The following is a 25,452-nucleotide window of genomic DNA, read 5'->3' as shown; positions in this document are numbered from 1 at the left end:
TCATCCCCTCCGTTCAACCCTAACCGCCCGAACATCCCATGCCAGCTCAATCGGCACCTCGACGACGATTATCGGCGTGTCTCCTTTGCTCTTCTCCCTCGGGACGACGGTGATTACCTTCCCCTTACCGACCGGCTCGCCGACCCTGTTGAGAAGAACGACCTCCTCTCCCTTCTCGGGAACCGGAAGAAGCTCGTGGGGCATCGTTATGCGCGCTTTGTCGCCGACGTAGTGCACCATGAAGAACGCCAGACCTGGACAGATTTGGACGCAGAGGGAGCAACCGATGCACTTGTCGTAGTCGACAATCGGCAGGTCGTTCGGGGTGGGCATGTTTATCGCGCCCGTCGGGCATATCTCCCTGCACGGGGCGCAGGGTATCTCCTGCGGGCACTCGGGAACTGCGACAGGCCTCTTCCTGAGCCTATCCTCGCTCGGCTTCGGGATTATCGAGAACAGCTCCTCGGGGGTTATGTATCCCCTCTGAAGGTAAGCGGGAATCTCGTTCATGCTCTCGCCTCCGCGAGTATTTTCCTAATTCCCTCCACCACGTGCCTGCCGAAGGGCCCGGAGCGGAACTCGTCGAGGTCGCGCTGGGCCTTCTCTATCTCCCCAATCCAGCTCTCGTCCGCTATTCCGAGCCTCAGCGCTGCCCCTATTCCCGCTATCTTGCCCTCGAGCATCGCGGTGGTTGCCTCCTCAATCCCGGCCGAATCTCCCGCAACGAAGATTCCCCGAACGGTCGTTTCCATCCATTCGTCGCGAACCGCCACGTGGCCTCCCAGCTCGCGGACGTACTTTATCTGACAGCCGGCCTGGTGGAGCAGTTCAATGCTGGGCCTCAGACCAACTGAGAGCGCTATGACGTCGACCTCGAAGGTCTTCTCGGTTCCCGGAATCGGCCTCCAGTTCTCGTCGAGCTGGGCCACAACGGCTCTTTCGACCTTTTCCCTTCCTTCGGCGCGGAGGATTGTGTGCCTCGTGAGTATCGGAACTCCAAGCCTTCTGACCTTCGCCGCGTGGACAAAGTAGCCGCCGACTTTGGGCATGGCCTCTACTATCGCCTTCACCTCGACGCCGGCCTGGATGAGCTGGTAGGCGAGGATAAGCCCCACGTTTCCGGCCCCAACGATGAGAACCCTGTCTCCGGGCTTGACGCCGTAGGTGTTCATGAGCGTCTGGATTGCACCAGCGCCGTAAACCCCGGGCAAGTCGTTGTTCTCGAAGGGAATCATCCTCTCCATCGCGCCGGTGGCGACGATAACTGCCCTTCCCCTGAACTCTATCAGCTCGCGCTCCTTTCTGACCGCCAGGACGAGCTTCTCTTCGCCCTCCTGGAAGATGCCGACGGCAGAGGTTTCGATGAAGACTTCGACGTTCTCGCTCTTCCTCAGCTCCTCCTCGAGGATTCTCGCGATTTCCACTCCCCTGACTCCCGCGAACTGCTCGCGCTTTCCGAAGAACTTGTGTGTCTGCTTGACGAGCTGGCCGCCGAGCATGTGGTTCTCGTCTATGAGAACGACCTTGGCCCCGGCTCTCGATGCGTGGATTGCCGCCATCAGCCCAGCGGGGCCGCCGCCTATTACTATGATGTCCGCCCTAACGACCTTCGCATCTTTGAATTCCGGTGGCTTGGCCTTCGTGGGGAGCTTGGACCTTCCGTGCTGGCGCTCTATCCTCATGCCGTCCTCGACGAGGGTTATGCACGTCCTGACGTTTGGAATCCCGTTGACGACCATCAGACAGGAGGAACACTTGCCGATGGCGCAGAAGAGGCCCCTCGGGCGCTTTTCGTTCGGTGAGTAGTTGAGGACCCTGATTCCCGCGGCGTGCAAAGCTGTCGCTATCGTCTCGCCCTCGTAGGCTTTGATTGGTTTTCCTTCGAAGTATATTGTAACCTCCCTACCACGTTCAAACCTGAGAACAGGATGTTCATTGAGGCGCATTAAGCGTCACCTGTGAGCGAATGCTCTCTCAGGCTTATGAAAATTTTTCAATCCGATGGTGGGCAACCTTTGGTTTTCAAGACGAGAGGTACAGAGAGAAAGTTCGGGTCTTATTCGGGAATGCACGTGACTCACTTCTCACAGTTCCGGAACTCTGACGGTTCCCATTCGGGTTTAGCAACCCTACATATCAGAGATTGCCAACCACCTTGAGGTGAGTTGGGTAAAAACAAAAAACCAAAATTTCATACTTTTCCCCCGCTAGTATGGAGCAGCTCAGCTGGGGAGCTTTATCGATCCTCTCTGTAAACTCAAGATGTTTTAGTCCTCTGGGTGGGGTCTCTTTCTCTTGCGAGCCCTGTAAAGAGTCACCACCATTACACCGCCAATGCCGAATACTAAAATTGCCAGAACCCTTTCATTGGAGGGATACTGTGTTTCCACCACTGGCCCTTCGCTTAAAACTTCAGCTTTGGATTGTTTGACCTCAATGCTTGGGATACTTTCCAGAGCACTAGAAGTTTCGATTTGAGCATCGGTGTCCATTACTCGAGCGTTTGAACTTTCACTGGAGAACCAGAAACTCGACTTAAACCACGAAAAGCCGGCCCCTCCGGGAGTAAGACTGAGAACCCAAGCGTCCCCACGACCGGCGCCAAAGCTCATAGTCCAGCCCACGACCGCAACGTCTCCCTCGGGTGCGATAGCAACTGCATGGGCCCAATCACTGCTGGACCCCCCGTAAGTCTTCTGCCATTCTACATTACCGTCGGTACCAAGCCGGAGAACCCAAACGTCATAACTGCCAGAACCAAAGCTTTCAGTACCACCTACAATGATGATATCCCCACTCCCCTCAATCACAGCCCCGTGAGCCTCCTCATTGCCATTCCCACCGTAAGTCTTCTGCCACTTAACGTTCCCATCTCTATCGAGCAGAAGGACCCAAACATCCTCCCCTCCGGAACCAAAACTTTCGGTGTATCCCGCCACAACGATGTCTCCGTTCTTAGTTACCGCAACTGTAGAAGCCCTATCGTCTTTAAACCCGCCATAGGTTTTCTGCCACTTTACATCACCGTTTTCATCCAAGCGGAGGACCCAGACGTTAGAATAAAAGGGAGCACCCGCGCCAAAGCTGTAGGTATAGCCCACTACAACGATACCTCCGTCTCGAGTCGGAGCGATCGCGTAGGCCTCTTCCTCATCACTCCCCCCATAGGTTTTTTGCCATTTTACGTTTCCATTCTCGTCCAAACGAAGAACCCATACGTCGCCGTCCATGTAACCAGCCACGATTATGTCTCCGTTTGGTGCAATGGCAACGGCTTTGGCCTCATCCCACCCAGAGGCACCGTAAGTCTTACTCCACTTCACATTACCATTGGCATCAAGCCGAAGAACCCAAACGTCATAACTTCCAGCACCAAAGCTTTTGGTATTCCCGGCGATAACGATGTCTCCGTTTGGGGCAACGACGAGGGCGGTGGCATAATCATTACCCAATCCACCATAGGTCTTACTCCACTTCACATCGCCCTCACGATCAAGTCTAAGAACCCAAACATCAGCAGAGCCAGCACCGAAGCTGTCAGTGCCCCCAGCAATGATAATGTCTCCGTTTGGAGCAACGGCAGCTGCACTGGCAAAATCCCCGTACTTACCGCCGTAGCTCTTCGCCCACCAGGGGTTGCTCTCGGCATTAACCACCGGAACAGCCAGCGATGAGAGAATAAGTGCAATTATGAAGGGCAACATCCTTTTCATAATACCACCCCCATTACCACAACCTCTCAAAATAAGAGGTTTTCGGTATCCACGCCTACCAAACCTTTATATATCCAGCCTTGAAACTAACGTTGGCGGCGGGCTAGGCCGGGGGGTTCGGCGTCCCCTGTAACCGGAAACCGCCGATATGCCGGGGCCGAAGCCCGGGGGGCGGTTCCCAAAACCGCGCCCCGAAGCCGGGGTGTAACGATGAGCCCTCGTCCCGGGGGGCCGGCGGTGGGCGAGGTCCGGCTGGAGGGCCGGGCTAACGCCCTTTGCCCGCCGAACCCCGCCAGGCCCGGAAGGGAGCAGCGGTAGGCGGGACGTTCGGCGCTCCCGGGGTAGCGGGGGTGAGGGAGCCCCGGTGGAGGGGCGCGGTGGAGGGTTCCCACCCCCGGGCGCGCCCGCCGCCGCTAAACTTTTGAACGTTTCTACCCAAATCTCAACGGTGGTTCCGATGCACCCAAAGATAGGTTCGCTTCTCGCGAGGTTCCCGAGGGTTGAGCTGATAAAGTGGGAGACCCCGATTCAGTACCTCCCGAAGGTCAGCGAAAGGCTCGGCGTTGACGTCTACGTCAAGCGCGACGACTTGACCGGCTTCGGAATCGGCGGAAACAAGGTCAGAAAGCTCGAGTTCCTGCTCGGCGACGCGATAGCCAAAGGTTGCGACACGGTCATAACAACCGGTGCCGTCCACTCCAACCACGCGTTCGTTACCGCTCTCGCTGCCAAGAGCCTCGGATTAGATGCCGTTCTCGTTCTAAGGGGAAAGAAAGAGCTCAAGGGCAATTACCTCCTCGACAAGCTCATGGGAATCGAGACGAGAGTTTACAGCGTCGAGAAGACGAGCGAGCTGTGGCCGATTGCCAAGGAGGTTGCCGAAGAGCTGAAGAAAGAGGGAAAGAAACCCTACCTCATTCCCGCAGGCGGGGCCTCTCCCGTTGGAACGCTCGGCTACGTGAGGGCCGTTGGAGAAATCCACACACAGATGAAAAGGCTTGGCGTTGAGTTCGACTCGGTCGTTGACGCCGTCGGCAGTGGGGGAACCCTGGCAGGCCTGCTCCTCGGCTCGGCCCTCGTGAGAGCTCCATGGAAGGTCGTCGGCATGGACGTCGGCGGCTTCGTTGAAGGCCTGGGAGAGCGCGTGAAGAAACTCGCCCTTGAGGCGTCGGAGCTAATCGGAGTTACCGTTGAAGTCCCTGAGCCGGAAATCCACGACTACGGCTTCGGAGCATATGGAAAGATAGTGAAGGAAGTTGCGGAGCTCATAAGGTTCGTCGGCACGAGCGAGGGGATAATCCTCGACCCGGTCTACACCGGAAAGGCCTTCTACGGCCTCATGAAGCTGGCCGAGAGGGGAGAACTCAGCGAAACCGTGCTCTTCATCCACACCGGCGGCTTCCCGGGGGTCTTCCACTACGGCGAGGAGATGCTCAAACTAATCCAAAAGGCTTAAAGTTCCTCCCTCTTTTTGACTTTGAGGTGTCAAGATGGCGAGCCTTGAGGTCGAGCTTTTTGGACTGAGGTTCGAGAACCCGCTCATTCTCGCATCGGGAATCAACGACAAGGTTCCGGAGCAGTGGATTCGAGCGCACGAGGAAGGTGCTGGAGGAGTCGTTACAAAATCAATCGGAATCGAGCCGAGGAAGGGCTACGACAACCCCACAATCGTCGAGCTTCCCTGCGGCTTGATAAACGCGATGGGCCTGCCGAACCCCGGATGGAAGGGCTTCCTTGAGATGGTTGAGGGCTACACCTTTGACTTCCCGCTGATAGTCTCGATTTTCGGGGGAACGCCTGAGGAGTTCGCCTTCTTAGCCCAAAAGCTGAGTGACGTTGCTGATGCCTTCGAGCTGAACCTCAGCTGTCCCCACGCCAAAGGCTACGGCATGGAAATCGGCCAGAAGCCGGAGAACGTCTACGAGGTTGTGAAAGCCGTCAAGGACGCCACCGATAAGCCGGTTATTGCGAAGCTGACGCCGAACATAGATGACATCACGAAGCTCGGCTTGGCGGCTGAGAAGGCCGGTGCAGATGCCGTCTCGGCGATAAACACCCTCAAGGCCGTTGCCATTGACATCTACGCAAGGAAACCAATCCTCAGCAACCGCGTCGGCGGTTACTCCGGACCCGGTGTTAAGCCCGTCGCGCTCAGAGCGGTTTACGACCTCGCGAAAGCCCTTGAGGTTCCGGTGATAGGCATCGGCGGAATAACAACGTGGCAGGACGCCGTTGAGTTTCTCCTGGCCGGGGCCTCAGCGCTTCAGATTGGAACGGCGGTCTCGCTCAGGGGCTGGAAGGTCTTCAGGGAAATCAAAGAGGGCATCGAAGCCTACCTCGAGGGCGAGGGCTTTTCGAGCGTGGATGAGATAGTTGGCCTCGCCCTTGAGTGAGGTTTTATCCTGTTTTGTCCCATACTCCTTCTGGCCAGAAGAGCTTTATAGGAGAAAAACCTACTATACTACGGTGAACTACTATGCCTGTAACGAAGGTAACCCGGAACTACCAGATAACGATTCCGGCAGAGATTAGAAAAGCTTTGGGCATAAAGCAGGGCGAATACCTCACCGTCGAGCTGAGGGGAGACGAGATAGTCATAAGAAAAGCCGAGGTGGAGTGGCCGAGCATTGACCTCGGCAGAGATTTCACGCCCGAGGAAATTGAGGAGAACACCGAAAAGATGCTCAAGGAGGCGTCCAGATGGGAGGGGTAGCGGTAGTTGACACGAACGTGCTCCTTTACTCCGTTAACAGGAGCTCCGAGAGATACGAAGAGGCGAGGGACATTATAAATTCTCTGGACAGAATCGTCTTGCCGACAATCGTGGTGTACGAATTCGTTTGGAATCTCGCCGTTGCAGGGGCCTCTCCACAGGAAGCCGAAAGAACGCTCTCCAAAATCCTCCTTAACGAAAGGGTTGCCCTCGCGGACGACAGGGGGTATCTACTCTCGGCCTTCGAGCTCTTCGGAAACCTCGGTCTCAAGCACTACAACGACTCCGTAATCCTCGCGATAGCCAAGGAAGTCGGAACCCTCGCGAGCTACGACAAAAAGCTTAGAAACCGTGCACGGAAAGTTGGGATTAAAACCATCCCGGAGGTGTTGGAATGAAGCGCGCGGTGGTGCTGTTTTCCGGTGGACTCGACTCAACGGCCTGCCTCTACTGGGCGAAGAAGAACTACGACGAGGTCATAATGCTCGTCATCAACTACGGGAGCAACGAGGAGCGCGTTACGAACAGAGTTGCGGAGTTCTTCTCGAAGGAGCTGAACGTTCCGCTGAAGATAGTTCGCCTTGACTTCCTTGAGGAGTTCTCAAAGCTTCGCGGAACGACGCTCGTCGGTGGAGAGACGCCGAAGGTAACCGCTCAGGAGCTTGAGGACTTCGAGAGGGCGAAGGAGACGGCCAAAAGCGTCTGGGTTCCCGCTCGTAACGTGGTTTTGATAGCGGTTGCCGCTTCTCTCCTCGATGCACTCGGAGGTGGGGATATAATAGTCGGCTTCAACGCGGAAGAAGGAGCAACCTTCCCGGACAACACGCCCGAGTTCGTCGAGAAGATGAACGAGATGCTGAAGTACGGAACAATGGCCGAGGTGAAGGTCGTCGCTCCACTCATAGACCTCGACAAGAGGGGCATAGCGAGGCTCCTTAAGGAGCTGAACGCCAAGTACGAGTACTCCAACTCCTGCTACATGCCGAAGGGCTTCACCGAGGACGGCAAACCGATACACTGCGGCCAGTGCGAGAGCTGTGTCAGAAGACACCGCGGTCTCATTGAGGGCATAGGAGAGGACAGGACCGTTTACGCGGTGGAGCCGAAGATTTAGGTCTCGTTAGATTTCTTCTTCAGGAGTTCCATTATTCCCTCCTCCACCCCTATGCACTCAACCACCTTAGGATCTTTTCCAGCACGTATAAGCTCAACGGCCCTTTTAATATTGTTTTCAACGACTTCATCTGAAAAGACAAACCTGATCTTCCTGAGAAGCCGTATCTCTTTTCCAATTGGATTCGCAATCACCCTGCCCCCGTAGAGAACCACCAAGGAGTCTATCTCAGGAATGTTATCGAAGACGTGGGAGACTATGACCACGCTGATATTGTGTTTCTTCCTCAGGGTTTTTATCCCGTCCATTATCTCCATCTTTGCCACAATGTCAACGTTGCTGAAGGGTTCATCAAGAAAAACAACGTCCGGAAATCCTGCAAAGGCCAAGGCAACGAGGAAACGCCGTTTGTACCCCATAGACAGTTCCCCGAATCTCTTATTTTTAACTTCATCAAGCCCAAAGATTTGAATTAGATCATCACTGTTGTCCTCTCCGCGATATGTTGCAACGTCCCTTATGTGCTCGCCAACAACAAGTCGCGGATGGATCACCGGTCTTTCAAACGCAAAACCCACCTGTTTAGAGGGGTATTCCCCGAGGGGCACACCTTTGATTTTTACATCCCCTGAATCCTGCCGTATCAGTCCGGCGAGTATCTTTATCAGCGTGCTCTTTCCGCTCCCGTTGGGCCCAAGAATGTAGGAGATGCCCTCTGTAAGTGTAAAGCTAACGTTATCAAGGGCCTTCACGGCACTTCTTCCACGTCCGTATGTTTTACTCAAACCCGAGCATTCTAAAAGCGAGTGCAACGCTTACACCCCCCACAAGGGTCAAACCTAGGTACAAAGCCAACCGATCAGTTCTCGGCTGTGGGGTGAGCCTAAGCACTACGCTCTGGTTCAAGGGACCGATGTAGTAAAAGTAGATCCCCCTAAGCTTGAGGTTAAGTTCCTCAGGATTTGTTGAGATCCCTTCACGGGTTATTATTACTGAACCATTTGGTGCATCCACTTTGTAAGTCCCCAGAGTGTGCAGAGGCACAGGCTTCTTTATTGCCCTACACGCGCCTCTAATACTGATGTGCTGGCCCTCCCATGTCACCTTATACGGTTTCATAGCCTGACTGTATGTAACCAACACGACTAGGGAAAGAAGCAGGTACGAAAACATGATGATTCTGAAAATCGTAATTTTCATCCAATATCCCTCCTTTCAAATACTAGGTAAGCAGCTAAAAGACCCAACGCAGAGAGAAGGACTCCCAAAACGGCGTACTTACTGGGAGTTGCCCTGAAGCCCGAGAAAATCCAGAGAAACACCTGGTCATAAGGCATCAGCACAGTTTCGATATTGCCACCTGAAGACGCTAGTAAAACTACCCCGATTAGGGAAAGGAGCGCTGACGCATGCTCCCTAAGTGCAGAAAGAGTCAGCATAGAGAAAGAAATCCCCCACAAGGAGGATCCAAAAAATGCAACGAACACTGAGATCACAACTTTAGGCTCAGCAGGAAGGGCATACGTATCAAATAATAACGCAGAAGAGAAGGCCAAAGTGCTGGAGAGGAAAAGGGCGTAGAGCAAGAAAATCTTGAAATACTCAATAAAGGCCCTCCCTTGGACCCAAGGAGTGGAATTATATTGATAATATCACCGGTGGAGATCGCCCTACCAAAGGAGTACACAACGAAAGCTCCGGAAAGGAAGAACACTGCGAAGAGCCCCCAGTGAAGAGCACTGGAAAAAGCTCCCTCCTGCAGGCTGGAGAGCTTGGTGAAGAATGCATTAGCGCTGGAAATGACGTTTTCCGGAATGTTTGTGTTGCCACAGGGAACGAGTCTCTCATTTGAGCTAATGTCCAGGGGCCAAGAAGAGCTGATCGTTCTCCACATCCCGTAGTAGACGAGGGCGGGTGAGAGAATCATGAGAAGAATGACCCCCAGGTCTGAAGTCAACCTCCTTCCCAGCCATTTCATCGCCTGCCCCTCCAAAGGCCCATCCCCACGACGGCAGCGATGAGGATACCGCCAATGTAAGGAAGTGCACTCGAATCCTCTTTACCTGAGGTATTCACCGGCTTTGCATTGAGAAGCCTAGCGTTGCTTCCGGATTTTATAAGGCCCACGGTGATCTCGACGGGCCCATGAATGATACCCAAAGGGTCACTCGGGTACGTTCCATAAACGCCGATGGGATAGTTGCCCACAAAGTTGACGTCCAAAACCGGAGACGGATAGGGCTCGAAGCCGACGCACTTTCTGGCCTCAACGTCAACCTTTGAGCAGAGGTAACCTGGAACGTCTTTTCCTTTCAGTGAGTAGATCGGTCCGAACGTTAGGTTCATAATGGACTCATCAACGCTGACGTTCCGCCATACTATCTCGTCAGCAAATTTTTTGGCAGTAATGCTCTCGTTGAAATGATACGTATACTTGAGAGTCTTATTGCACACGTAAAAAGGAAAGAATACCGCGGTCCCGTTGAGGATTATTGAGTTAGTCTTCTTATCCACTTCAAAGACCCGGGAGAGAGTCTTATTGATGGGAACGTCAATACCGAAAGCTGTCGTTACCCGGTAGGTGACGTTTATTGTGCAGGAAAAGGGGGAATCTTTAAGAAAGGTTACATTCGTCACCACGGCTTTATAACCAACGCTCGCAATGATTAAATCCCCAGTGCCGGGTTTTATAACTGGCAAATACCCGGTTCCATTCCAGTGGAGGAGAGTGACACTAACGTTATACAGTGGGGACACTCCCGAACGTCTTGGGGTACTATACTGAGCAGAGACGCTTCCTACCCAAGATAATGTGATAGACATGAAAATCAACATCAAAATGACAAGAACAGCACCATTTTTCCAGCTTGCCGCCATGGGCCTCACCTACTACCACGCATATAAACAGTTGGCCTTGCATTCTCTCTAGTTTTGTGGAACTTACGATGTTAGGTACTTAAAAGGTTTATGGATACAACCCGTGAATACGATGAGAGAAACACCGCAAGATTTATAAATCTCTTTTTTGCCCTTATCTTTGAGCGTGGGGCGGTAGCTCAGCCTGGGAGAGCGCCGGACTGAAGATCCGGGTGTCGGGGGTTCAAATCCCCCTCGCCCCACCACTTCTCTCAGTGCGGTGGTAGTCTAGCCTGGTCTAGGACACCGGCCTCCCAAGCCGGTAACCCGGGTTCAAATCCCGGCCACCGCACCACAACAGCCCTTTCTGACGAAAGCGCTGGCGGAGAAACTTTTCTGGTGAAAAGTTTCATCAAAGGGAAGCATGCTTTTAGACGGGTTCATTTTCGGTGGGTTTGCTCTCAAACTCGCCGTTTTCGAGCGTGTTTTCCCATTAGCGCCCTTCGGGCGCGTTTCAAGTTTAAACCCCTTTCCCAAGAGCCCTTATTAAAACAAACCCAAAAACCAACGGATCACTTGGAAAGGCATGCACTCTATCCTTGCCCCTTGTGAAGGTTTGACACTTTTGGTCAAGCTTTTTCCCAAAAGCTTGCTTGCGAGTGTTTCACTTGAGAAGGCGTCCTTCGGGCGCCGATATGAGAGGGCTTAGTTTGAGGTTAAACCCTCACTGAGTCCGCTCTTTAGTTAGTGCACGACTGCTTTTTGCTCCTTTGGAGGAGAAAAGCTTTCTTTGGTCAGGCTTTCTTAAAGTTTGTTCGCCTGTGCGACGTCGGGCTTTGCTCGACGCGAGGGACGACAGTCCCGCAGAGTTTGACCAAGGTTCGTGATTCTACTAAGGGGCAATTCTAAGGAGTTTGCATTTTCAAACGGCCATCTTCTCTGCAGAATTCTCTTTAAGAGAGCTATTGAGAGGGGTTTTCTCTAAGAGGCGCTCCTCCGGAGCGCGAGAAAAGGTAAACCCAAGTGAGAAAGCTTCACAAAAGATAGGAATTCACAACTTACAAGAGTCCATTAAAAGTGCAAACATCCAAAAAGAAGCCCCTGATGAAAGAATCACAAACTTTGATGAAACTTTTGGCAAAAAGTTTCCCTGGCCAAGCTTTCTCAAAGGCCGTTGAAAGATCCAGACCGTTCTCACCTCGTTCAAACGTCCCGACTGATAGGGAAAGATAAAGCCAGTTAAGCGCCTACTGCTCCCTTCCAAGGAGGATTCCCCCCACTATTAGAACCAAGCCAAGAACGGTTGTCGGTTCTATTCTCTCACCGAGGATGAGGGCGATGAAGAGCAGGCTCAGAAACGGCACTAAGTAAGCCAGGTTCGAGGCGAAGGCAACGTCGCTCTCAACCGCGCGGTACCAGAGAAGGTAGGTAACGCCCATCTCGAACAGGCCGACGTAGATTGCCCCCGCGAGGCCTTCTACGGGAGGAACGGCGAAGTTACCTGTGGCGACGACGGCGATTGAAACGTAGGTGAAGCCGAAGAGGAAGTTCCAGAACATCTTCTCCTCAAGCCTCCTGCCGTCCCGAACGTTCAGGAGCCAGTAGGCGGCCCAGATTAGGGCGCTTCCGAGGCCGAGGGCGTCCCCGACTGGATTCGAGAAGCCGAGGGATAAAAGCCTGCCCCGGGTTGCAACAATGAGGGCACCGAGAAAGCCAAGAAAGAGGCCAAATAATGTTTTCAGGGCGAGTTTTCTCTTAAGCAGGGGGACGGAAAGCAAAACGAGCGCCAGGGGCCAGGTGTAGTTGAGCGCCTGCGCCTCCTGGGCAGGAAGGAGGTCGTAGGCAGAGAAGAGGACGGTGTAGTAGAGGAAGAGTACGAGGCCAAGGTAAGCGGAGCGTAGGTTTTCTCTGGAGGGCCTGAAGCTCCGGAAGTAGAGGGCACCGTAGAGAACGAGCGACGTCAGAAAGGCCCAGAAGAGGAGCTGGAGCGGGCTCATGTAGAGGAGTGAGAGCTTGAAAGCACTTGCAACCGTTGACCAGAGGAGAACGGCACCGATGGCGTGTTTTTTGGACATGAGATCAAAAAGTAAGGGAAGGATAAAAAGATTATCGCTCAGCTAAAACGCGCTCGATTACCGGGTCGATTATTCTGTACCTTTTTCTGCCGGAGCTGAAGTCCGCCTCAATCCAGCTCATCTTTTCAAGGTTCCTTATGAGTTCGGCCAAGCGGGACTTCGGGACGTTGTGTCCCCTGAGGGCCAGGTAGTCCCTTATGAGCTCCCACCGGTCCTGTCCCCTGGCTATGGCCTCAAGAATCAAAATGTAGCGGGGACTCCTCCGCTCAAGCTCCCTGAGCTCTCCTTTAAGGAACCCTCTCGCCTGGCGGAACACGTACTCCAGCGAGCCCTCAAAGTCCTTTGTCTCGGAGTATTTTCTTCCAAACTCCACAAGCCAGCCGGGAACTCCATCGAGGAACTCAACGGCCCGTTCAATGAGTTCATCTGAGGCGTCTACTCCAACCTCAGTGAACCCCCTCCGGAGGAACTCTACGGAGAGCTCCCTCGGAAACGGTCTGAGAACAACCTCACCGTGGGACCTGCCGTAGAGGGGACTTTCGTAATCGTCTATCCCCACGAAGTCGTGGAGCAGGCCTACTTCAGAACCGCTAAGAACGAAGCGCAGGTTGTCGAGGTTGTCGTAAGCGTAGGCCAAGAGCGCCAGGAACTCACGCCCACCACGGGAGCCGTAGAAGCGCAGGTACTGGGCCTCGTCCACCCCGATTACCGCCCCGACGTCGTTCAGGGCCTCCAAAACCTCCGAGAGGCGGGCATCCCTGCTCAGCTCAAGCTTGAGGCCGGAGATGGAGACACCCCTAACGTGCCCGAGGGTCTCAAAAACCTTCCCCCTCACCGAACCCCTGAGAGAGTTCAGAGCCCTCTCAAACTCCCTGATGAGAGATTCTGATGTTATCCAGCCGCCGGAGTCAAAGTACATCTTCCTCGCGTCGATGTAAACGCCGTTTTCGACTTCGTTCAGTGTTACCCTAAGCAGAGAGCTCTTCCCGACTCTTCGTATGCCGAGAAGGAGCGTTAGGGGTTCCCTCGTGTTCAAAAGCTCCTCAATCTCTTTCTCCCTGTCAAAGAGCTCTTCCCTCCTCTTCTTGGGCCTCGGGTCAAACAGCATAGGTAATGCCCCCAGGACCAGGTAACGGTACCATTACCTAAAAGGGTTTTGGGGAAAAGGGAAGAGGGAAGAGAACCTCACTCCTCCCTGAAGGCGCCGTACTTCTTGGGGTCGTAGAAGGGTGGAGTGACCGTCACGGCCTTCTTGGGCTTGCCCCTTATCTCTATCTCCAGCTCAACGCCCGGCTTGGCGTATTCTTCCTTGACGAAGGCGATGCCTATGCCTATGCCGAGGAGCGGTGAGAGCGTTCCGCTGGTGACCTCCCCGATGACCTCTCCGTTGGCTAGGACCTTGTAACCTTCCCTCGGGATTCCCTTGTCGACCATCTTGAAGTGGACGAGCTTCCTGCCGAGACCCCTCTCCTTCTGCTTGAGGAGTGCCTCTTTGCCTATGAACTCCTTGTCCCAGAATATCGCGAAGTCGAGGTTGGCCTGGAGGGGTGTTACCTCGTCTATATCGGTGCTGAGGAGCTGTAACTCCTTCGTCTCGTTGCCGTAGAGCGTGTAGCCGGCCTCGAGACGGAGGGTGTCGCGGGCTCCGAGTCCTGCTGGCTTTATGCCGTACTTCTCGCCGGCCTCGAGGATTCTCTCCCAGACGTGCAAAGCTTTTTCGGGCTTGCCCCTCTTCTCCGGGTTCGGGTGGTATGGATTGGCGTCCTCGAAGTAGACCTCCCAGCCGTTCTCGCCGGTGTAGCCGCTCCTCGAGAGGAGCATCTTGATTCCGTCGAGCTCGACCTCCTTGGCCTGGAACCACCAGAGGTCGTTGATGTCTATCCCGAAGAGGTCCTTCGCGAGGTCCCTCGCCTTCGGGCCCTGAACGGAGAACATGGCCATGTCGTAGGTCTTGTTCTCAATCTCGAGGTCGAGCTCACCGAACTTCTCGATTCCGCGCTTTATGGCGTTGAACCACGCCTCGAGCTTCTCGAAGGCATCTGAATCGCAGACCATCATGTAGGTGTCGTTCCCCATGTTGAAGACGAGGGTCTCGTCCTTAACAGCTCCACGCTCGTTGAGAACCAGAGTATAGGTTCCGCTTATCGCGGGGGGCTTGCTTATGTCGTTCGTCGTTACGTACTGGAGGAACTCCAGCGCGTCCTTACCGCGGAAGATGAACTCGCCCATGTGGGAGACGTCGAAGATGCCGACGCCGTTTCTAACGGCTAAATGCTCCTCCTTTATGCTGGAGTACCAGATTGGCATCTCCCAGCCGGCGAACTCTTCAACCTTCTTGGCGTGCTCCTTATGCCAGTCGAAAAGGTGAACCTTCTTGACCACGGCCATCACCGTTCAAACTTGAACCTGAACGTTATAACGCTTTCCTGTCATCGGGCAACGGTAATAAGCATTGAGGTACAACATAATACCGGGTGAGGTTATGTTCGAGAAAGTCCTCTATCCAACGGACTTTTCGGATGTTTCTCTCAAAGCCCTCAGGGAGTGCCTGCCGGAGATAGTGAAGCCCGGAGTTAAAGAGCTCCACGTAATCCACGTTCTTGACATCACGATCCTCGACGTTGAGGCGTTTTCACTGCAGGAGATCTACGAGGAAAAGCTGGAGAAGCTGAAGGAAGAGATCAGGGACAGGTTCCCGGAAACGAAGGTGGTGACGTACGTCTCGATTGGAATACCCTCTCTTGAGATAGCCGAATATGCCAGCGGTAAGGAAATAGACCTCATAGTGACCCCGACCACCGGAGAAAACATCTGGAGGAGGATGTTCCTTGGAAGCACGGCCTCAAACCTGGCCAGGGCCTCAAAGAAGCCCGTTCTGCTCCTGAAATACGAGAAGAAGGATGATGAGATCCTGCCAGCGTTCCCATCGTGCTCGGGAATATTCAAAAGGCCCCTCGTTGCCCTGGACTTCTCGAAATGTTCAATCCGGATCGTGGAGACAGTGAAAAAGTTCGAGGAGCTGATAGAGTCCGGGATACTCCTCCACTCAGTGGACTACGGGAGAATAGAGGAACTCGAGCACAACATCGAGATAGCCAAGAAGAACCTTGAGAAGACGGCAAGGGGGATAAAAGCCGGGTTTGAGCTTGAGGTGATGGTGGGAACCGCAAGCCAGGCCATAATAGGAACCGCCCTCGCCAAAAACGCAAGCGTCATCGTGATAGGCAAGAAGGGCAGGAGCTTCCTCAAGGACCTGATCCTTGGAAGTACCGCCGAGAGGGTCATGAGGGATTCAAAGATCCCTGTCCTCCTCGTTCCGTGCGATTGACCTCAGACTGGAACGGCTTCCTCATCGCTCGGTAGCTACCCTGTTGCCATCATCGGTCGTTGTTTCCTCTTTTTACGGCCTTATAAACCTACTCCTTCGTGCTCTCCCCCGTCATGACGGCCGACGCTATCATGTGGGCCAGCCTCAGGGGTTCGGGTATCAGGCCGGTTCTCGTCGTCGTTTTCACGACCTCGGCCGCCGTCTCAGGTGGTATCCCCAGGGCCTGAACGTAGAGCTTTTCCGGAATGAGCTCAAAGAGCGGTGGTGCCCGCCGGAGTATTTCCAGCCGCTCCCTCCAGTCTGGAAAATGCTTTCTGAGCGCCGTCTCCATCGCCGCCAGATCGGGCCTCTTCCTGACGACGACTATAACGGGCAAACCGGTCTCGTGGTGGAGCCGCTCGAGATCAACGACGTTGAACCCCCCGTATGTTATCCCCTTGAGCAGGATCACCCGCAGATCCTTGAATCTGGACCTTAAGACGGCGTCTATCATGAGATCCGTGGCATCGCTTCCGTCGACGGTTATCCACCTGCTCAGAACCCCAACGACCTCCCTGGATCCCTTCATGACGACCCCTATGAGGACCGTCTTCCTCCTCTCGAGCTTGGAAGAAAAGGAGAAGGTTCCGTCGTCGAAGCCAACGACTCGTATCTCGGGTTTCACCTTCCGTATCATCCGAAGAGCACCTTCTCCATCCACTCCGAGTACTCCCTGTTGAGCTTATCCAGGTCGATCCTCGCTATCATTGGAACCTCGTAGGGATGTAGCTCCCTGAGCGTGTTTCTGAGCTCCTTCCACTTGCTCACGTCCGTTTTGAGTATCGCTCCGACTTCCCTGCCCTCCTCTATCTTCCCGTCCCACCAGTACATTGCCTCGTGCTCCCTGAGGTTAGCGCAGACGATCAGCTTTTTCTCAAGGAGCTCCCTGACGATTCTTCTGGCGCTCTCCCAGTCCGGAAAAGTCGTGTAGACGAGTATCGCCTCCATGGGACACCCCAATGGTGTGTAGGCGGGTAAAGCTTAAATCCCTTGTGGAGAAACTTCCCCGGGATGGTGCATGAGGAAGGTTAGGGCGCACCTGAGGATATACGGACGCGTTCAGGGAGTTGGCTTCCGCTGGAGCATGCAGAGGGAAGCCAGAAAACTCGGCCTTGCCGGCTGGGTCAGGAACCTGCCGGATGGGAGCGTTGAGGCCGTCGTTGAGGGGGACGAGGAGAGGGTCGAGGCTCTGATAGGCTGGGCCCACCAGGGACCGCCGCTGGCGAGGGTAACGCGCGTCGAGGTAAAGTGGGAAGAACCGGAGGGGTTAGAGGGCTTCAAGGTCGTCGGGTAGAGATGCGCTCCAGCAGTGCCCTCTTGGGGCAGTACTCAACTTCACAGTACTCGCACACGAACTTCGTCTTGTCCTTTTCCGGGGTTCTTATTATCAGCCTCCTGAAGCCCTCCGTTTCCTTGATTTTGACGAAGGCATCGACCGGCAGGGTCCCGTCTATGACTATGTACAGCTTGCTCGGCTCCTCGCGGAGGTTCCTGCTGAAGACCTCCATCACGGGAACATTGTGGTCGTGCAGGAGCTTGAGAACCTTGTAAAAGCCCTCCATGTACCTCTCCTTGTCGAGTTCTATCTCGAGCACTTCCCAGCCCATGAGCGGGGCCACGTCGATGAGGCTCGGGAGGGGGTTCAGCTTCTCGAAGATCAGCCTTAAAGCAGGGGTTTTCTCGATGTATTCGACCGTGTGGTAGATGATCTTCCTGTTCACGCCGATGACCCTCGCGAGCTCGCTTATCGGAATCTCCACGTTCCTTAGATAGATCCTGCCGTTCTTGACGGAGAGGCCGTTCTCGAAGAGGAACTCCACAACCTTCCTCCTCGCGGGGTAGTTCTTGAAGTACTCCTCAAGTATCAGCATCATTTTTGTTCACCTCTTACTCAAAGGTGGGTAGAAATGGATATTTAAGCTTTTCCCCGAAAGGGTTTTATCACCGTGTCCCGACATTAACCGGGTGCCATCGATGCTAGACCCCTTCGGGAGGCGGGCCCGTAAAATCATCGAGGACTTCGGTGGAATCGAGGCCTTCCTTGAGAGGATCCCCGGGTACGTTGGGGTAGAGGAGGTTCTGGAGAGGATTACGTGGGAGGAGGAACCCCCGGAGAAAATTTTGAACGCCGAGGAGTGGCGGGACCTGATGACCTTCTACGCCCTCATTGGAGCCCTCGCTCTCTCACCGTACGGTTTTGAAATGGAGCTCGTCCGCGACAAGAACGCCGAGATATACCTGGCAAAGCTCAGAAAGGCCGAAACTCTGGAGGACGTCTCGCTGCGGGTTAAAAGCGTCTCAGAGGGTGAGATCCCTGAAAAAGACCGGCTGATCCTTGAGAAGAGCAGATACCGCGAGCTCGGGGAGGAGGAGCGGAGGAAACTGAGAATAGAGTACAAGATGTGGCTGAGGCACTTCATCCCCCTCTGGGGGGGCAGCCTGAAGGATGTGTACATCAGGAACAGCTGGGCATACCTCCGCCGCGGGGAGGTCCTCGGCCTGTGGAGAAAGGCCTTTGAGAGAAACCTGGAGAGGGCCGTGAACCTTCTCTACGACGTCAGGGACGACCTTCCTGAGTTTTACTCCGTCCTGAGGGAGAGACTAAGCGAGATCGCGCGGGAGAAGTTCAAGGAGAGGATAGAGGCCATCGGTTCCACCGGTGCCCAGCCCCTCCGACCGGATCTCTTTCCCCCCTGCGTTAAGAAGGCCCTCGCCGGCGTCGGCAGCGGGATGAGGAACTACGCCATAACGGTTCTCCTCACGAGCTTTCTCAGCTACGCCCGCATATGCCCCAACCCCCCCAGGAGGGACGTTCGGATCCGGGACTGCGTTGATGATCTAAGCGTCATCGAGCGGGAGATCCTTCCACTCATCATCGAGGCCGGAAACCGCTGCAGGCCACCCCTCTTCGAGGATCAGCCGAACGAGATAAAGAACATCTGGTACCATTTGGGCTTCGGGTTTACAGACAAACCCAGCCTCGAGGACAGCGGGAACTCAACCTGGTACTTCCCCCCGAACTGCGACAAGATCAGGGCGAACGCACCCGAACTGTGCAGGCCGGACCGGTTCTGCAGGGGGATAAGAAATCCCCTGACGTACTACCTCAGGAGGCTTTACTACGAGAGAAAACGGACGGAAGGTGGGGAGAGTGAGTGAGCTCTTCAGGGAGGTCACGCCGGAAGAACGGCGGGCCTACTACCAAGGGGAATGGAGCGCGGAAATGCTGCCTGACTTCATAGTGGAAACACTCGAGAACAGGGAGTTCGGCTTCGACCACACGGGGGAGGGTCCGAGCGACAGAAAAAACCAGTTCCTCGACGTCAGGGATCTCGAAGACTACGTGAAGGCCACCGCCCCCTACGCGATGTTCTCAAGCGTTGCCCTCTACGAAAAGCCGAGTGAGATGGAGGGCTGGCTGGGAGCCGAGTTGGTCTTCGACATAGACGCGAAGGATCTGCCCCTGAGGAGGTGTATTGAGCTACACCCCAGCGGTCAGGTGTGCCCCCTCTGCCTTGAGGACGCCAAGGAGCTCGTTCTCGACACGCTCAGGATCCTGAAGGAGGACTTCGGCTTCGAGGAGATCCACGTGGTCTATTCAGGGAGGGGCTACCACATAAGGGTGCTCGACGATTGGGTTCTCGATCTCGACGCCAAGGCTAGGGAGAAGATTCTCGCCTACGTCAGCGCGGCCGAGGAGGTAACGTTTGAGGACGTTCAGTCCAGGCGGATAATGCTCTCAGCCGGCTACTTCCGGGTTTTCAGGCTCCGCTTTGGATACTTCATCAGGAGGATAAACCTCAACCATCTGCTCAACGTGGGGATCAAAAGAAAGCAGGCGGAGGCAATCCTCGATGGGAAGGAGAGGATCTACGAGGGCTTCGTGAGGAACGCCTTACTGACTGCCTTCCCCCAGGGCATAGGGTACAAGACGCTAATGAGGCTTTTCTCACTATCAACAACGTTTTCGCGGGCGTACTTTGATGGGAAGGTCACCATAGACCTCAAAAGGATTCTAAGGGTCCCCTCAAGTCTTCACTCCAAGGTGGGCATGGTGACGACCTACATCGGCGACGACGAGAGGAAACTTGAGAAGTTCAACCCCTTCAGGGACGCCGTTCCGGAGTTCAGGAAGGAGGAAGTGGAGGAAGCCTACGAGGAATGGGAGAGCTCGCTATGAGGAGACCTTAGGCTTAACAGGCCTATCTGCTTTTTGAAACCTCAATCTAAGCTCCCTAAAGCTCGTAAAAATGTCGGGATTGAACTCCCAGTTATTCAGAGTCTTCCCAATGATTTTTCCGGAGGGTGCAACTTTGAAGCCCGCCCCACATTTGGAGTGGCAATCAAAAACCACACAGCGGTTTTCCCTCACTTCCGGCTTCCATTCAACAGCAGCGGGCGGTTTTCCAGAGGGAACCACCGAGGCCAGAAAAGCCCACTCGTAGCCCATGCGACCACCTACTACCAAGTTTTCACGCGCCAAGAGAGCTTCGATACTCACTGGCTTCTTCAATCGGATCTGTCCGCCCAAAAGGATGTTCCCTCCAGGATCAACCTTGAGGACCATGGATTTTTCCATTCCAATCATAAGGTTTCCGCTGGGATCTATCGAGACATCTCTTTCCTCAAGACCAGGAAATCTAAGGCCCCACGTGGGTTCTCCAGCCTCATCAACGTGAAGGAGCCAGGCATCATAACGGGAGTCCAAGGGATCATACGCGTTGCCGAGGATCATAAAACCCCCATCCCCTGCCGGAACTATTGAAGTGGCTTTTTCAAGCCCTCCAGCACTGTAGGTTCTTTCCATTAGAAGCTCTCCATCCCGATCGAACCACAGAATCCATGCATCCGAGGCAATTCTGCCAAAACTGTACGTGTAACCCGCCACTACAATTCTGCCCTTTGCGTCAATGGTGACAGACTGTGCCCCATCCCATAGCCTGCCGCCGCTGGTCTTCCACCACATAATATCTCCCCATCTGTCAAGCTTCGCGATCAGAGCGTTACTGACCCCAGCACCAAAACTCCTCGTTTTCCCAACGACAATTATCCCACCTCTCCTATCAATCGAGAGGGCCCTGAAAGCGTCGCTTACACCTCCCTCAAACTTCCTGGCCCAGATGAGATTTCCATCCCCATCAAATTTGAAAACAACACCAGCATTCTCTGTCCTGCCGCATGCTACTATTTCCCAGTTGTCAACGACTTTCAAATCCGTTATTCTCAACCAGTAAGGTTCAAGTATTCTGACCCATTTAACATCTCCCTCCGGGCTGAGCCTCGCCAAAAACCCACCAGAGACCGTCAACTTAGTGCCCTCAATTTTCTTTTCCAAGACCCCTGCCGCTACGAGGTCACCCCTGTGCATAATGGCCAAAGAGGTCACCCAGCCCTTCCAGTAGGCCTTTGCCCATCTAATCGTCCCGATCACCTCCGAGCCGAGCCCTCAAAGCTACGTACATCTCCCACAGGTAGTCGGGATCCTCATATTCAAGGCAAACCTCCTCCAAAATCGGAGCAACCTCTCTTAAAAACCATTCAGAGAGCCTCAGTACTTCTCTCGCAAACTCCCTGAACGGCATCTCGATAGTTCCCTTATGCATCCCAGAGGCCCCGGGGCAATCAGTCCATTGCATGAGTTCGTTAAAGTAGTGGACTTTCAACGTCTCCCCTTCGAGTTCAAAAAAGACAGACACAACACCTTGGTCAACAAAAAGCCCAGTTTCATAGAGTTTAGTGTCATCACCGACATTGAAGCCGAGTTCTCGGGCTTCCCTGCGGGGATACAGCATTTCACCCCTTTCATCGAAGTCCGGATCGAGGAAAGATATGCAGAGATCCAGGAGGTCCTGAAAAGTCCCGTGAAGATTCGCAGGCAGCATCGTCGGATAACAGCCAGTTGATTTCCACACTGCCCCGATGATGAGCCTTCCATCGATTGTCATGAGAGTTGGAAACGGATCAGGAAAGCAGTTCTCAACATTTGGATCCACAATAAGAAAGATGTGCCTTCCTCGAAAGCTCAGAGTCCTTAAACGTTCCCTGTACTTTGACAAGGAACGCACCCCCATTCACACTGTTTTAGTCATTGTAAGCTTTTTTTGTAAATTTCACCCACTCCAAAGCCATCAGCTCCTCCTCACTGTTAAAGACCTTGGGCAACCGCTTAACCTCACCGTTCACCATGATTTTTTCCAGACTTCTCCCTCAGTGCCCTCAGTTCTTTCAAATACTGCTGATGCCACCTCTTATAATCCTCGTAATCGTCCATTCTGTTGTATCCGTAGGCTTCTTGTCTGACTTCTTCAACGTGCTTGTAATGCTTCTCTAGGTACTCGCCAAAAACCCTCAAAACATCCTCCCCAAACTCGATTAATGGAACCTCAATAGTACCCTTATGCTTACCCTTATACTCCGGACAATCAGTCCCCTCAAGAAGACCATTATAATAATGGATTTTCACAGTATCCCCAATCCTCTCAAAGAAAACTTCCGATTGTATAGCTAAAGAAGCACAGTATAATGGGCTGTCATCGGCAACGTTGAAACCTCTCTTTCTTGCCATTTCTCGAGGACTGCTACAATCTCCTCGCTCGTCTGGTTTAGTTAACAGCATCTCGTCAAGTCCTCGAACCAAACCATCAAGGGCAATTAGCGGGTCTGTGTATGTTCCTTGGAGTTTTCCGCCCGTTGGAGTCCAGCATTCCCCAACTAGGACGTGATTGTCAAAGAGTAAAATAACGGGGAAGGGCCAGTAAACTTCAGCCCCCTCAAACCAGCCCAAACCAACCTCAAAGTAAATATGCTTACCCTTAACTGTGATCCTCTCCACAAGCATCACCCGTCTCCACTCAAGACAAACACCCCATCCTCAAAGCTCAAGACTCTGATCCAAACCTCTTCTTGTACAGCTCCTCCACTTCGCGATAGAACTTTTGGAGGAAATCGTAGTCATCAGACTCTTCCCCGTGCTCAAGCCTGATTTTCTCGATGACTGGAGCATACTTCTCCAAGTACTCCCTGCTGATTTTCAAAACGTCCTCAATGAACTCTTTGAGAGAAAGCTCGACAACACCCTTGTGCTTGCCCTTGTATTCAGGACAGTCCGTGAATTTGAGAAAATCATTCTCATAGTAAATCCTTGTAAGGTTTCTTGTAGAGCAAAAGTAATACGTTCCAGCTGCCTCTGCAACTAGAGTAGTTTGGTACACAACAACTTCATCTCTCAATTCAAACCCATCTCTCTCCGCATTCTCTCTGTCGAATTTAGTTATTTTTTGAACGTGTGGATGTTCTGGCTGTAAAAAGTAATAACAGGCAGTTAACAAACTCTCAAAAAACCCGTAAACGTCCGCGTTGGCTCCTTCGAATTCTCCTTCCCAGCAGGCTCCCAAGAGTAAGTACTCATCTATCATAAAAATCAAAAAGAAAGGATAGGGAGTGTTGATATATCTCTCAAGGTCTATTTTTACGGTTAAGCGCTTCCCCTTCAGTGTAACCCACACTGTTTAACCCTCCCTGATCCATCCACGTTCATACCTGTTAACATACCTGTACTCCCACACAGCACTACCCTTCTTTGGATAAGCAGTCTTAAGCACGAACTTCCCCTTCTCGAACTTGAACTCCAGCCTAACCACGTCAATGCCGTCAACATTGATTCCACGCTTCTTAAGATCTACCGAAATTCCAAAGTTCTTATTAGGTGCTCCATTCTTAAAGAATTGTTTCTTGTAATCTGAATTTTCAAGCGTCTTCTTCACTATGTCATCAAGGAACTCTCTGAGCTCACGCTCGTCCCGGAACACCTTAGGCAACTGCTTTGCCTGACCGTTCACGACAATCCTCTGACCCATCGGCCAGAAGGTCGTTATTTCTAATTCACTATCCCCTGAAAATTGTCTCTTTCAATGTTTTTATATACTTAAAAAGCCTCTCAATAGTTGATTCATCAAAACCAAATATGCTTGGATCACATCCATTTTTTAATAGATAACTTTTGATTGCATTAAGGTTCTTCATCAAAACCATTGCGAATGTCTCGGCCATGGTTATTGAATCCCTTGCAAACTCCACGAAAGGCACCTCAACAACACCCTTAGTGCCACTTCCCCAATCATTATGGTAATGTATTCTGAGCTTGTACCCCAGACGCTCAAAGAGATACCAGTTATACTGAATGCCTAAGTTGGTGAGATAGAAACAGGACTCATTTTCAACCTCAAACCCCAACGATAGGGCATTCTCCAGCCACAGCTTTCTGAGTTCTTCTAGAGAGCACTGCTCCGCATTTGTCAAGCAGATTATAGCAGAAAGCAATCCCTCGAAAAAATCAACTGGATTGGCGTCCATTCCATGAAGCTCTCCATTTATCTCGGCCCAACTCAAGGGAGTATCTTGGACGAAAAATAAAATTGGAGTAGGGAATATACAGTCAACCAACCTCCCCCATTCGTCAAGAACCGGAGCTTCTATTGTTACTCGGATTATCTTTCCTGAAAGGTGAAGTGGAAAAATATTCAAAGTCATGAAGCATCACCTCCATAGTTTTATATTCCCCGTTAGTGGGTCATACCTGTACCATGTTCCGCCTTTCTCAAACTTGAGCACTGCACTGCCACTTTCAGGCCAGAATGTTATTAACTTATACTGCCTAGACCCGGTTTTCTTAAACACCAAAGTTATCTTGTCTATGCCCGGAAGAGAGCTCTGCACATGCAGAACCACAGTATCATCACCGGCTAATTTATCTTTGTGCTGTTCTACCAACCTTGCAATCTCGTTGTACAGTTCCTCCGGAGACTGGATTGTCTTGGGAAGTTTCATGACTTTCCTCTGACCATTCACATAGTACACTATCTCCTGTCCCATTGGGAAAAATGATGTCTCTCTTTTATAGTCCATCTCGTAGCCATGCACGTGCCTTAACCAGCCGTGGATCAGGCCATATCCCTCGTTGCCTCTCTCTATGATGATAGTGTATCCATGAGAGTTCTTTATGGGCGATGTTGATTTTGCAAACCTCTCAATTCCTTCTTTCACGGCTTTTACCGTTGCCCCGTGCTTGACGGCCTCCTCAATCGCCTCCTTTGAAACTCCTGCCTTAACGAGGTCGTTGAGGGCCTTTGCGGCGTCATCGCCGTGTTTAATAACGTCATCAATTATGGATTTGAACCCCTCGATTGATTTCCAGCCCTCTTCAGTTGCTTCAATGAGTTTGAGATCCTTCAAAACCAAACATGACTCCAATTTAAGCCCTTGACTAAAAGTTAAGACCAGAAACGTTGGCGAGGGGGTCGTAGCCCGCCTTCTGTGTCAAGGGGGCATTCGACTGAGCGGCCTACCACGGGGCTCGCACCGGGAACTCATCGCCCCAGCGTCGGCCTTGCACCCCGCGGGACGGCCGTTTCACCGCATCCCCCGGGATTGTCTGCGGGTTAGCTCGGTACCCGTCGCCGGGCCCTTCGCACGCGTCATCCACATCTCCCGGGGGCCGTGTCGTTTCTGCGCCGTTGCCCTCCCTCTCGGGAGGTGCCTTGCGGCACCGCGGCCCCGGTGCGGTGGGCGGAACTTCCTCGGGAGTGCCCCGAGAGCCCCCGACTCCCTCGCCGTAA

General features: G+C 53.2%; 30 protein-coding genes, 2 tRNA genes and 2 other RNA genes. 12 read left to right on the top strand and 22 right to left on the bottom strand.

All coding sequences use genetic code 11. The annotated features are described in order from the left end of the window. The 3 genes from TAM4_RS09790 to TAM4_RS09780 all read right to left on the bottom strand — a co-directional run bounded on the left by TAM4_RS09790 (position 1) and on the right by TAM4_RS09780 (position 3,713). Positions 1–510, bottom strand: coding sequence for a 4Fe-4S dicluster domain-containing protein (locus TAM4_RS09790; protein WP_014123064.1), 510 nt, complete (start codon positions 508–510; stop codon positions 1–3). Next, positions 507–1,946, bottom strand: a complete 1,440-nt coding sequence (locus tag TAM4_RS09785) for an FAD-dependent oxidoreductase (RefSeq protein WP_014123063.1) — start codon at positions 1,944–1,946, stop codon at positions 507–509. The genes TAM4_RS09790 and TAM4_RS09785 overlap by 4 nt, the downstream gene beginning before the upstream one ends. Before the next feature lie 321 nt (positions 1,947–2,267). Beyond that, on the bottom strand, positions 2,268–3,713 hold the full coding sequence (locus TAM4_RS09780; RefSeq protein ID WP_014123062.1) for a hypothetical protein: 1,446 nt from the start codon (positions 3,711–3,713) through the stop codon (positions 2,268–2,270). Positions 3,714–3,809: 96 nt separating this feature from the next. On the opposite strand from TAM4_RS09780, the gene ffs reads away from it, so the two are divergent. From ffs to queC, 6 genes are all read left to right on the top strand, one after another. Continuing rightward, positions 3,810–4,123: signal recognition particle sRNA (gene ffs, locus TAM4_RS11635), an RNA gene on the top strand. A 47-nt stretch (positions 4,124–4,170) separates the two neighbouring features. After that, positions 4,171–5,169, top strand: coding sequence for a pyridoxal-phosphate dependent enzyme (locus TAM4_RS09775; RefSeq protein ID WP_014123061.1), 999 nt, complete (start codon positions 4,171–4,173; stop codon positions 5,167–5,169). A 34-nt stretch (positions 5,170–5,203) separates the two neighbouring features. Next, the gene (locus TAM4_RS09770) at positions 5,204–6,106 is read left to right on the top strand and encodes a dihydroorotate dehydrogenase (protein WP_014123060.1); all 903 of its coding nucleotides are present in this window, start codon (positions 5,204–5,206) and stop codon (positions 6,104–6,106) included. An 83-nt stretch (positions 6,107–6,189) separates the two neighbouring features. Beyond that, entirely contained in the window at positions 6,190–6,426 is a 237-nt protein-coding gene (locus TAM4_RS09765; protein ID WP_014123059.1) for an AbrB/MazE/SpoVT family DNA-binding domain-containing protein, read from the top strand. Then, on the top strand, positions 6,414–6,824 hold the full coding sequence (locus TAM4_RS09760; RefSeq protein WP_014123058.1) for a PIN domain-containing protein: 411 nt from the start codon (positions 6,414–6,416) through the stop codon (positions 6,822–6,824). Before TAM4_RS09765 ends, TAM4_RS09760 begins: the two co-directional genes overlap by 13 nt. Then, complete coding sequence (gene queC / locus TAM4_RS09755; RefSeq protein WP_014123057.1) at positions 6,821–7,540, top strand: 7-cyano-7-deazaguanine synthase QueC; 720 nt, start codon at positions 6,821–6,823, stop codon at positions 7,538–7,540. The genes TAM4_RS09760 and queC overlap by 4 nt, the downstream gene beginning before the upstream one ends. On the opposite strand, the gene TAM4_RS09750 is transcribed toward queC, so the two are convergent. The 5 genes from TAM4_RS09750 to TAM4_RS09730 are packed head-to-tail and all read right to left on the bottom strand — an operon-like array spanning position 7,537 to position 10,417. After that, a complete protein-coding gene (locus TAM4_RS09750) occupies positions 7,537–8,292 on the bottom strand; it encodes an ATP-binding cassette domain-containing protein (RefSeq protein ID WP_237702088.1) in 756 nt (251 codons plus the stop codon). The genes queC and TAM4_RS09750 overlap by 4 nt on opposite strands. Positions 8,293–8,317: 25 nt before the next feature. Beyond that, a complete protein-coding gene (locus TAM4_RS09745) occupies positions 8,318–8,740 on the bottom strand; it encodes a hypothetical protein (protein ID WP_048150616.1) in 423 nt (140 codons plus the stop codon). Beyond that, the gene (locus TAM4_RS09740; protein WP_148258695.1) at positions 8,737–9,027 is read right to left on the bottom strand and encodes a hypothetical protein; all 291 of its coding nucleotides are present in this window, start codon (positions 9,025–9,027) and stop codon (positions 8,737–8,739) included. Before TAM4_RS09740 ends, TAM4_RS09745 begins: the two co-directional genes overlap by 4 nt. Positions 9,028–9,032: 5 nt before the next feature. Continuing rightward, a complete protein-coding gene (locus tag TAM4_RS09735) occupies positions 9,033–9,518 on the bottom strand; it encodes a hypothetical protein (protein ID WP_148258694.1) in 486 nt (161 codons plus the stop codon). Further along, positions 9,515–10,417: a hypothetical protein gene (locus TAM4_RS09730; protein WP_014123055.1), complete on the bottom strand. Its 903-nt coding sequence runs from the start codon at positions 10,415–10,417 to the stop codon at positions 9,515–9,517. The genes TAM4_RS09735 and TAM4_RS09730 overlap by 4 nt, the downstream gene beginning before the upstream one ends. Before the next feature lie 168 nt (positions 10,418–10,585). Between TAM4_RS09730 and TAM4_RS09725 the strand changes: the two genes are divergently transcribed. Together TAM4_RS09725 and TAM4_RS09720 are read left to right on the top strand one after the other, a co-directional pair. Next, positions 10,586–10,662 (top strand) — tRNA-Phe (locus TAM4_RS09725). An 11-nt stretch (positions 10,663–10,673) separates the two neighbouring features. Then, positions 10,674–10,751 (top strand) — tRNA-Gly (locus TAM4_RS09720). An 892-nt stretch (positions 10,752–11,643) separates the two neighbouring features. On the opposite strand, the gene TAM4_RS09715 is transcribed toward TAM4_RS09720, so the two are convergent. The 3 genes from TAM4_RS09715 to gcvT all read right to left on the bottom strand — a co-directional run bounded on the left by TAM4_RS09715 (position 11,644) and on the right by gcvT (position 14,853). Then, positions 11,644–12,471: a DMT family transporter gene (locus TAM4_RS09715; protein WP_014123054.1), complete on the bottom strand. Its 828-nt coding sequence runs from the start codon at positions 12,469–12,471 to the stop codon at positions 11,644–11,646. A gap of 31 nt (positions 12,472–12,502) precedes the next feature. Continuing rightward, complete coding sequence (locus tag TAM4_RS09710; protein WP_014123053.1) at positions 12,503–13,579, bottom strand: ATP-binding protein; 1,077 nt, start codon at positions 13,577–13,579, stop codon at positions 12,503–12,505. A 77-nt stretch (positions 13,580–13,656) separates the two neighbouring features. Continuing rightward, complete coding sequence (gcvT, locus tag TAM4_RS09705) at positions 13,657–14,853, bottom strand: glycine cleavage system aminomethyltransferase GcvT (RefSeq protein ID WP_014123052.1); 1,197 nt, start codon at positions 14,851–14,853, stop codon at positions 13,657–13,659. Between the two features lie 100 nt (positions 14,854–14,953). Here gcvT and TAM4_RS09700 point away from each other — a divergent pair, with 100 nt between their 5' ends. Continuing rightward, positions 14,954–15,799 (top strand): universal stress protein, encoded by an 846-nt coding sequence (locus TAM4_RS09700; protein ID WP_048150607.1) that lies wholly within the window; start codon positions 14,954–14,956, stop codon positions 15,797–15,799. 88 nt (positions 15,800–15,887) lie between these two features. Here the strand turns inward: TAM4_RS09700 and TAM4_RS09695 are convergent, their stop codons facing one another. Both TAM4_RS09695 and cutA read right to left on the bottom strand, forming a co-directional pair. Next, positions 15,888–16,475, bottom strand: a complete 588-nt coding sequence (locus TAM4_RS09695; RefSeq protein ID WP_014123050.1) for a DUF99 family protein — start codon at positions 16,473–16,475, stop codon at positions 15,888–15,890. Continuing rightward, positions 16,472–16,786, bottom strand: coding sequence for a divalent-cation tolerance protein CutA (cutA, locus tag TAM4_RS09690; protein WP_014123049.1), 315 nt, complete (start codon positions 16,784–16,786; stop codon positions 16,472–16,474). Before cutA ends, TAM4_RS09695 begins: the two co-directional genes overlap by 4 nt. A 70-nt stretch (positions 16,787–16,856) precedes the next feature. Between cutA and TAM4_RS09685 the strand changes: the two genes are divergently transcribed. Further along, positions 16,857–17,132: an acylphosphatase gene (locus tag TAM4_RS09685; RefSeq protein ID WP_014123048.1), complete on the top strand. Its 276-nt coding sequence runs from the start codon at positions 16,857–16,859 to the stop codon at positions 17,130–17,132. Here TAM4_RS09685 and TAM4_RS09680 read toward each other — a convergent pair. Next, the gene (locus tag TAM4_RS09680) at positions 17,116–17,712 is read right to left on the bottom strand and encodes a hypothetical protein (protein ID WP_014123047.1); all 597 of its coding nucleotides are present in this window, start codon (positions 17,710–17,712) and stop codon (positions 17,116–17,118) included. The two genes, TAM4_RS09685 and TAM4_RS09680, sit on opposite strands and share 17 nt — an antisense overlap. Positions 17,713–17,812: 100 nt before the next feature. On the opposite strand from TAM4_RS09680, the gene priL reads away from it, so the two are divergent. Beyond that, complete coding sequence (priL, locus tag TAM4_RS09675) at positions 17,813–18,997, top strand: DNA primase large subunit PriL (RefSeq protein WP_014123046.1); 1,185 nt, start codon at positions 17,813–17,815, stop codon at positions 18,995–18,997. After that, the gene (priS, locus tag TAM4_RS09670; protein ID WP_014123045.1) at positions 18,990–20,018 is read left to right on the top strand and encodes a DNA primase catalytic subunit PriS; all 1,029 of its coding nucleotides are present in this window, start codon (positions 18,990–18,992) and stop codon (positions 20,016–20,018) included. Before priL ends, priS begins: the two co-directional genes overlap by 8 nt. On the opposite strand, the gene TAM4_RS11545 is transcribed toward priS, so the two are convergent. From TAM4_RS11545 to rnpB, 8 genes are all read right to left on the bottom strand, one after another. Further along, positions 20,013–21,269, bottom strand: a complete 1,257-nt coding sequence (locus TAM4_RS11545) for a hypothetical protein (RefSeq protein ID WP_014123044.1) — start codon at positions 21,267–21,269, stop codon at positions 20,013–20,015. The two genes, priS and TAM4_RS11545, sit on opposite strands and share 6 nt — an antisense overlap. After that, positions 21,253–21,894: a hypothetical protein gene (locus TAM4_RS11540; RefSeq protein WP_052306410.1), complete on the bottom strand. Its 642-nt coding sequence runs from the start codon at positions 21,892–21,894 to the stop codon at positions 21,253–21,255. Before TAM4_RS11540 ends, TAM4_RS11545 begins: the two co-directional genes overlap by 17 nt. 116 nt (positions 21,895–22,010) lie before the next feature. Then, positions 22,011–22,676 (bottom strand): hypothetical protein, encoded by a 666-nt coding sequence (locus TAM4_RS11910; RefSeq protein ID WP_237702087.1) that lies wholly within the window; start codon positions 22,674–22,676, stop codon positions 22,011–22,013. 40 nt (positions 22,677–22,716) lie between these two features. After that, positions 22,717–23,343, bottom strand: coding sequence for a hypothetical protein (locus TAM4_RS09650; protein ID WP_048150601.1), 627 nt, complete (start codon positions 23,341–23,343; stop codon positions 22,717–22,719). Between the two features lie 3 nt (positions 23,344–23,346). Further along, complete coding sequence (locus TAM4_RS09645) at positions 23,347–23,646, bottom strand: hypothetical protein (protein WP_014123041.1); 300 nt, start codon at positions 23,644–23,646, stop codon at positions 23,347–23,349. A gap of 76 nt (positions 23,647–23,722) precedes the next feature. Beyond that, on the bottom strand, positions 23,723–24,367 hold the full coding sequence (locus TAM4_RS09640; protein WP_048150596.1) for a hypothetical protein: 645 nt from the start codon (positions 24,365–24,367) through the stop codon (positions 23,723–23,725). A 6-nt stretch (positions 24,368–24,373) separates the two neighbouring features. After that, positions 24,374–25,075, bottom strand: a complete 702-nt coding sequence (locus TAM4_RS09635) for a hypothetical protein (RefSeq protein ID WP_052306409.1) — start codon at positions 25,073–25,075, stop codon at positions 24,374–24,376. A gap of 50 nt (positions 25,076–25,125) precedes the next feature. Continuing rightward, positions 25,126–25,447, bottom strand: an RNA gene (rnpB, locus tag TAM4_RS11555) — RNase P RNA component. Between the last annotated feature and the right edge of the window lie 5 nt (positions 25,448–25,452).

This window comes from Thermococcus sp. AM4, from assembly GCF_000151205.2.
Classification (GTDB): Archaea; Methanobacteriota_B; Thermococci; order Thermococcales; family Thermococcaceae; genus Thermococcus.
The sequence above is the reverse complement of the archived record's forward strand: the minus strand, read 5'-3'. Positions and strand labels throughout refer to the sequence as shown.

Coding starts and splice junctions, on each gene's coding strand:
- TAM4_RS09790 (WP_014123064.1), bottom strand. CDS start 510: ATGAACGAGATTCCCGCTTACCTTCAGAGGGGATACATAACCCCCGAG.
- TAM4_RS09785 (WP_014123063.1), bottom strand. CDS start 1,946: ATGCGCCTCAATGAACATCCTGTTCTCAGGTTTGAACGTGGTAGGGAG.
- TAM4_RS09780 (WP_014123062.1), bottom strand. CDS start 3,713: ATGAAAAGGATGTTGCCCTTCATAATTGCACTTATTCTCTCATCGCTG.
- TAM4_RS09775 (WP_014123061.1), top strand. CDS start 4,171: ATGCACCCAAAGATAGGTTCGCTTCTCGCGAGGTTCCCGAGGGTTGAG.
- TAM4_RS09770 (WP_014123060.1), top strand. CDS start 5,204: ATGGCGAGCCTTGAGGTCGAGCTTTTTGGACTGAGGTTCGAGAACCCG.
- TAM4_RS09765 (WP_014123059.1), top strand. CDS start 6,190: ATGCCTGTAACGAAGGTAACCCGGAACTACCAGATAACGATTCCGGCA.
- TAM4_RS09760 (WP_014123058.1), top strand. CDS start 6,414: ATGGGAGGGGTAGCGGTAGTTGACACGAACGTGCTCCTTTACTCCGTT.
- queC (WP_014123057.1), top strand. CDS start 6,821: ATGAAGCGCGCGGTGGTGCTGTTTTCCGGTGGACTCGACTCAACGGCC.
- TAM4_RS09745 (WP_048150616.1), bottom strand. CDS start 8,740: ATGAAAATTACGATTTTCAGAATCATCATGTTTTCGTACCTGCTTCTT.
- TAM4_RS09735 (WP_148258694.1), bottom strand. CDS start 9,518: ATGAAATGGCTGGGAAGGAGGTTGACTTCAGACCTGGGGGTCATTCTT.
- TAM4_RS09730 (WP_014123055.1), bottom strand. CDS start 10,417: ATGGCGGCAAGCTGGAAAAATGGTGCTGTTCTTGTCATTTTGATGTTG.
- TAM4_RS09715 (WP_014123054.1), bottom strand. CDS start 12,471: ATGTCCAAAAAACACGCCATCGGTGCCGTTCTCCTCTGGTCAACGGTT.
- TAM4_RS09710 (WP_014123053.1), bottom strand. CDS start 13,579: ATGCTGTTTGACCCGAGGCCCAAGAAGAGGAGGGAAGAGCTCTTTGAC.
- TAM4_RS09700 (WP_048150607.1), top strand. CDS start 14,954: ATGTTCGAGAAAGTCCTCTATCCAACGGACTTTTCGGATGTTTCTCTC.
- TAM4_RS09695 (WP_014123050.1), bottom strand. CDS start 16,475: ATGATACGGAAGGTGAAACCCGAGATACGAGTCGTTGGCTTCGACGAC.
- cutA (WP_014123049.1), bottom strand. CDS start 16,786: ATGGAGGCGATACTCGTCTACACGACTTTTCCGGACTGGGAGAGCGCC.
- TAM4_RS09685 (WP_014123048.1), top strand. CDS start 16,857: ATGAGGAAGGTTAGGGCGCACCTGAGGATATACGGACGCGTTCAGGGA.
- TAM4_RS09680 (WP_014123047.1), bottom strand. CDS start 17,712: ATGATGCTGATACTTGAGGAGTACTTCAAGAACTACCCCGCGAGGAGG.
- priL (WP_014123046.1), top strand. CDS start 17,813: ATGCTAGACCCCTTCGGGAGGCGGGCCCGTAAAATCATCGAGGACTTC.
- TAM4_RS11910 (WP_237702087.1), bottom strand. CDS start 22,676: ATGCTTGTGGAGAGGATCACAGTTAAGGGTAAGCATATTTACTTTGAG.
- TAM4_RS09640 (WP_048150596.1), bottom strand. CDS start 24,367: ATGACTTTGAATATTTTTCCACTTCACCTTTCAGGAAAGATAATCCGA.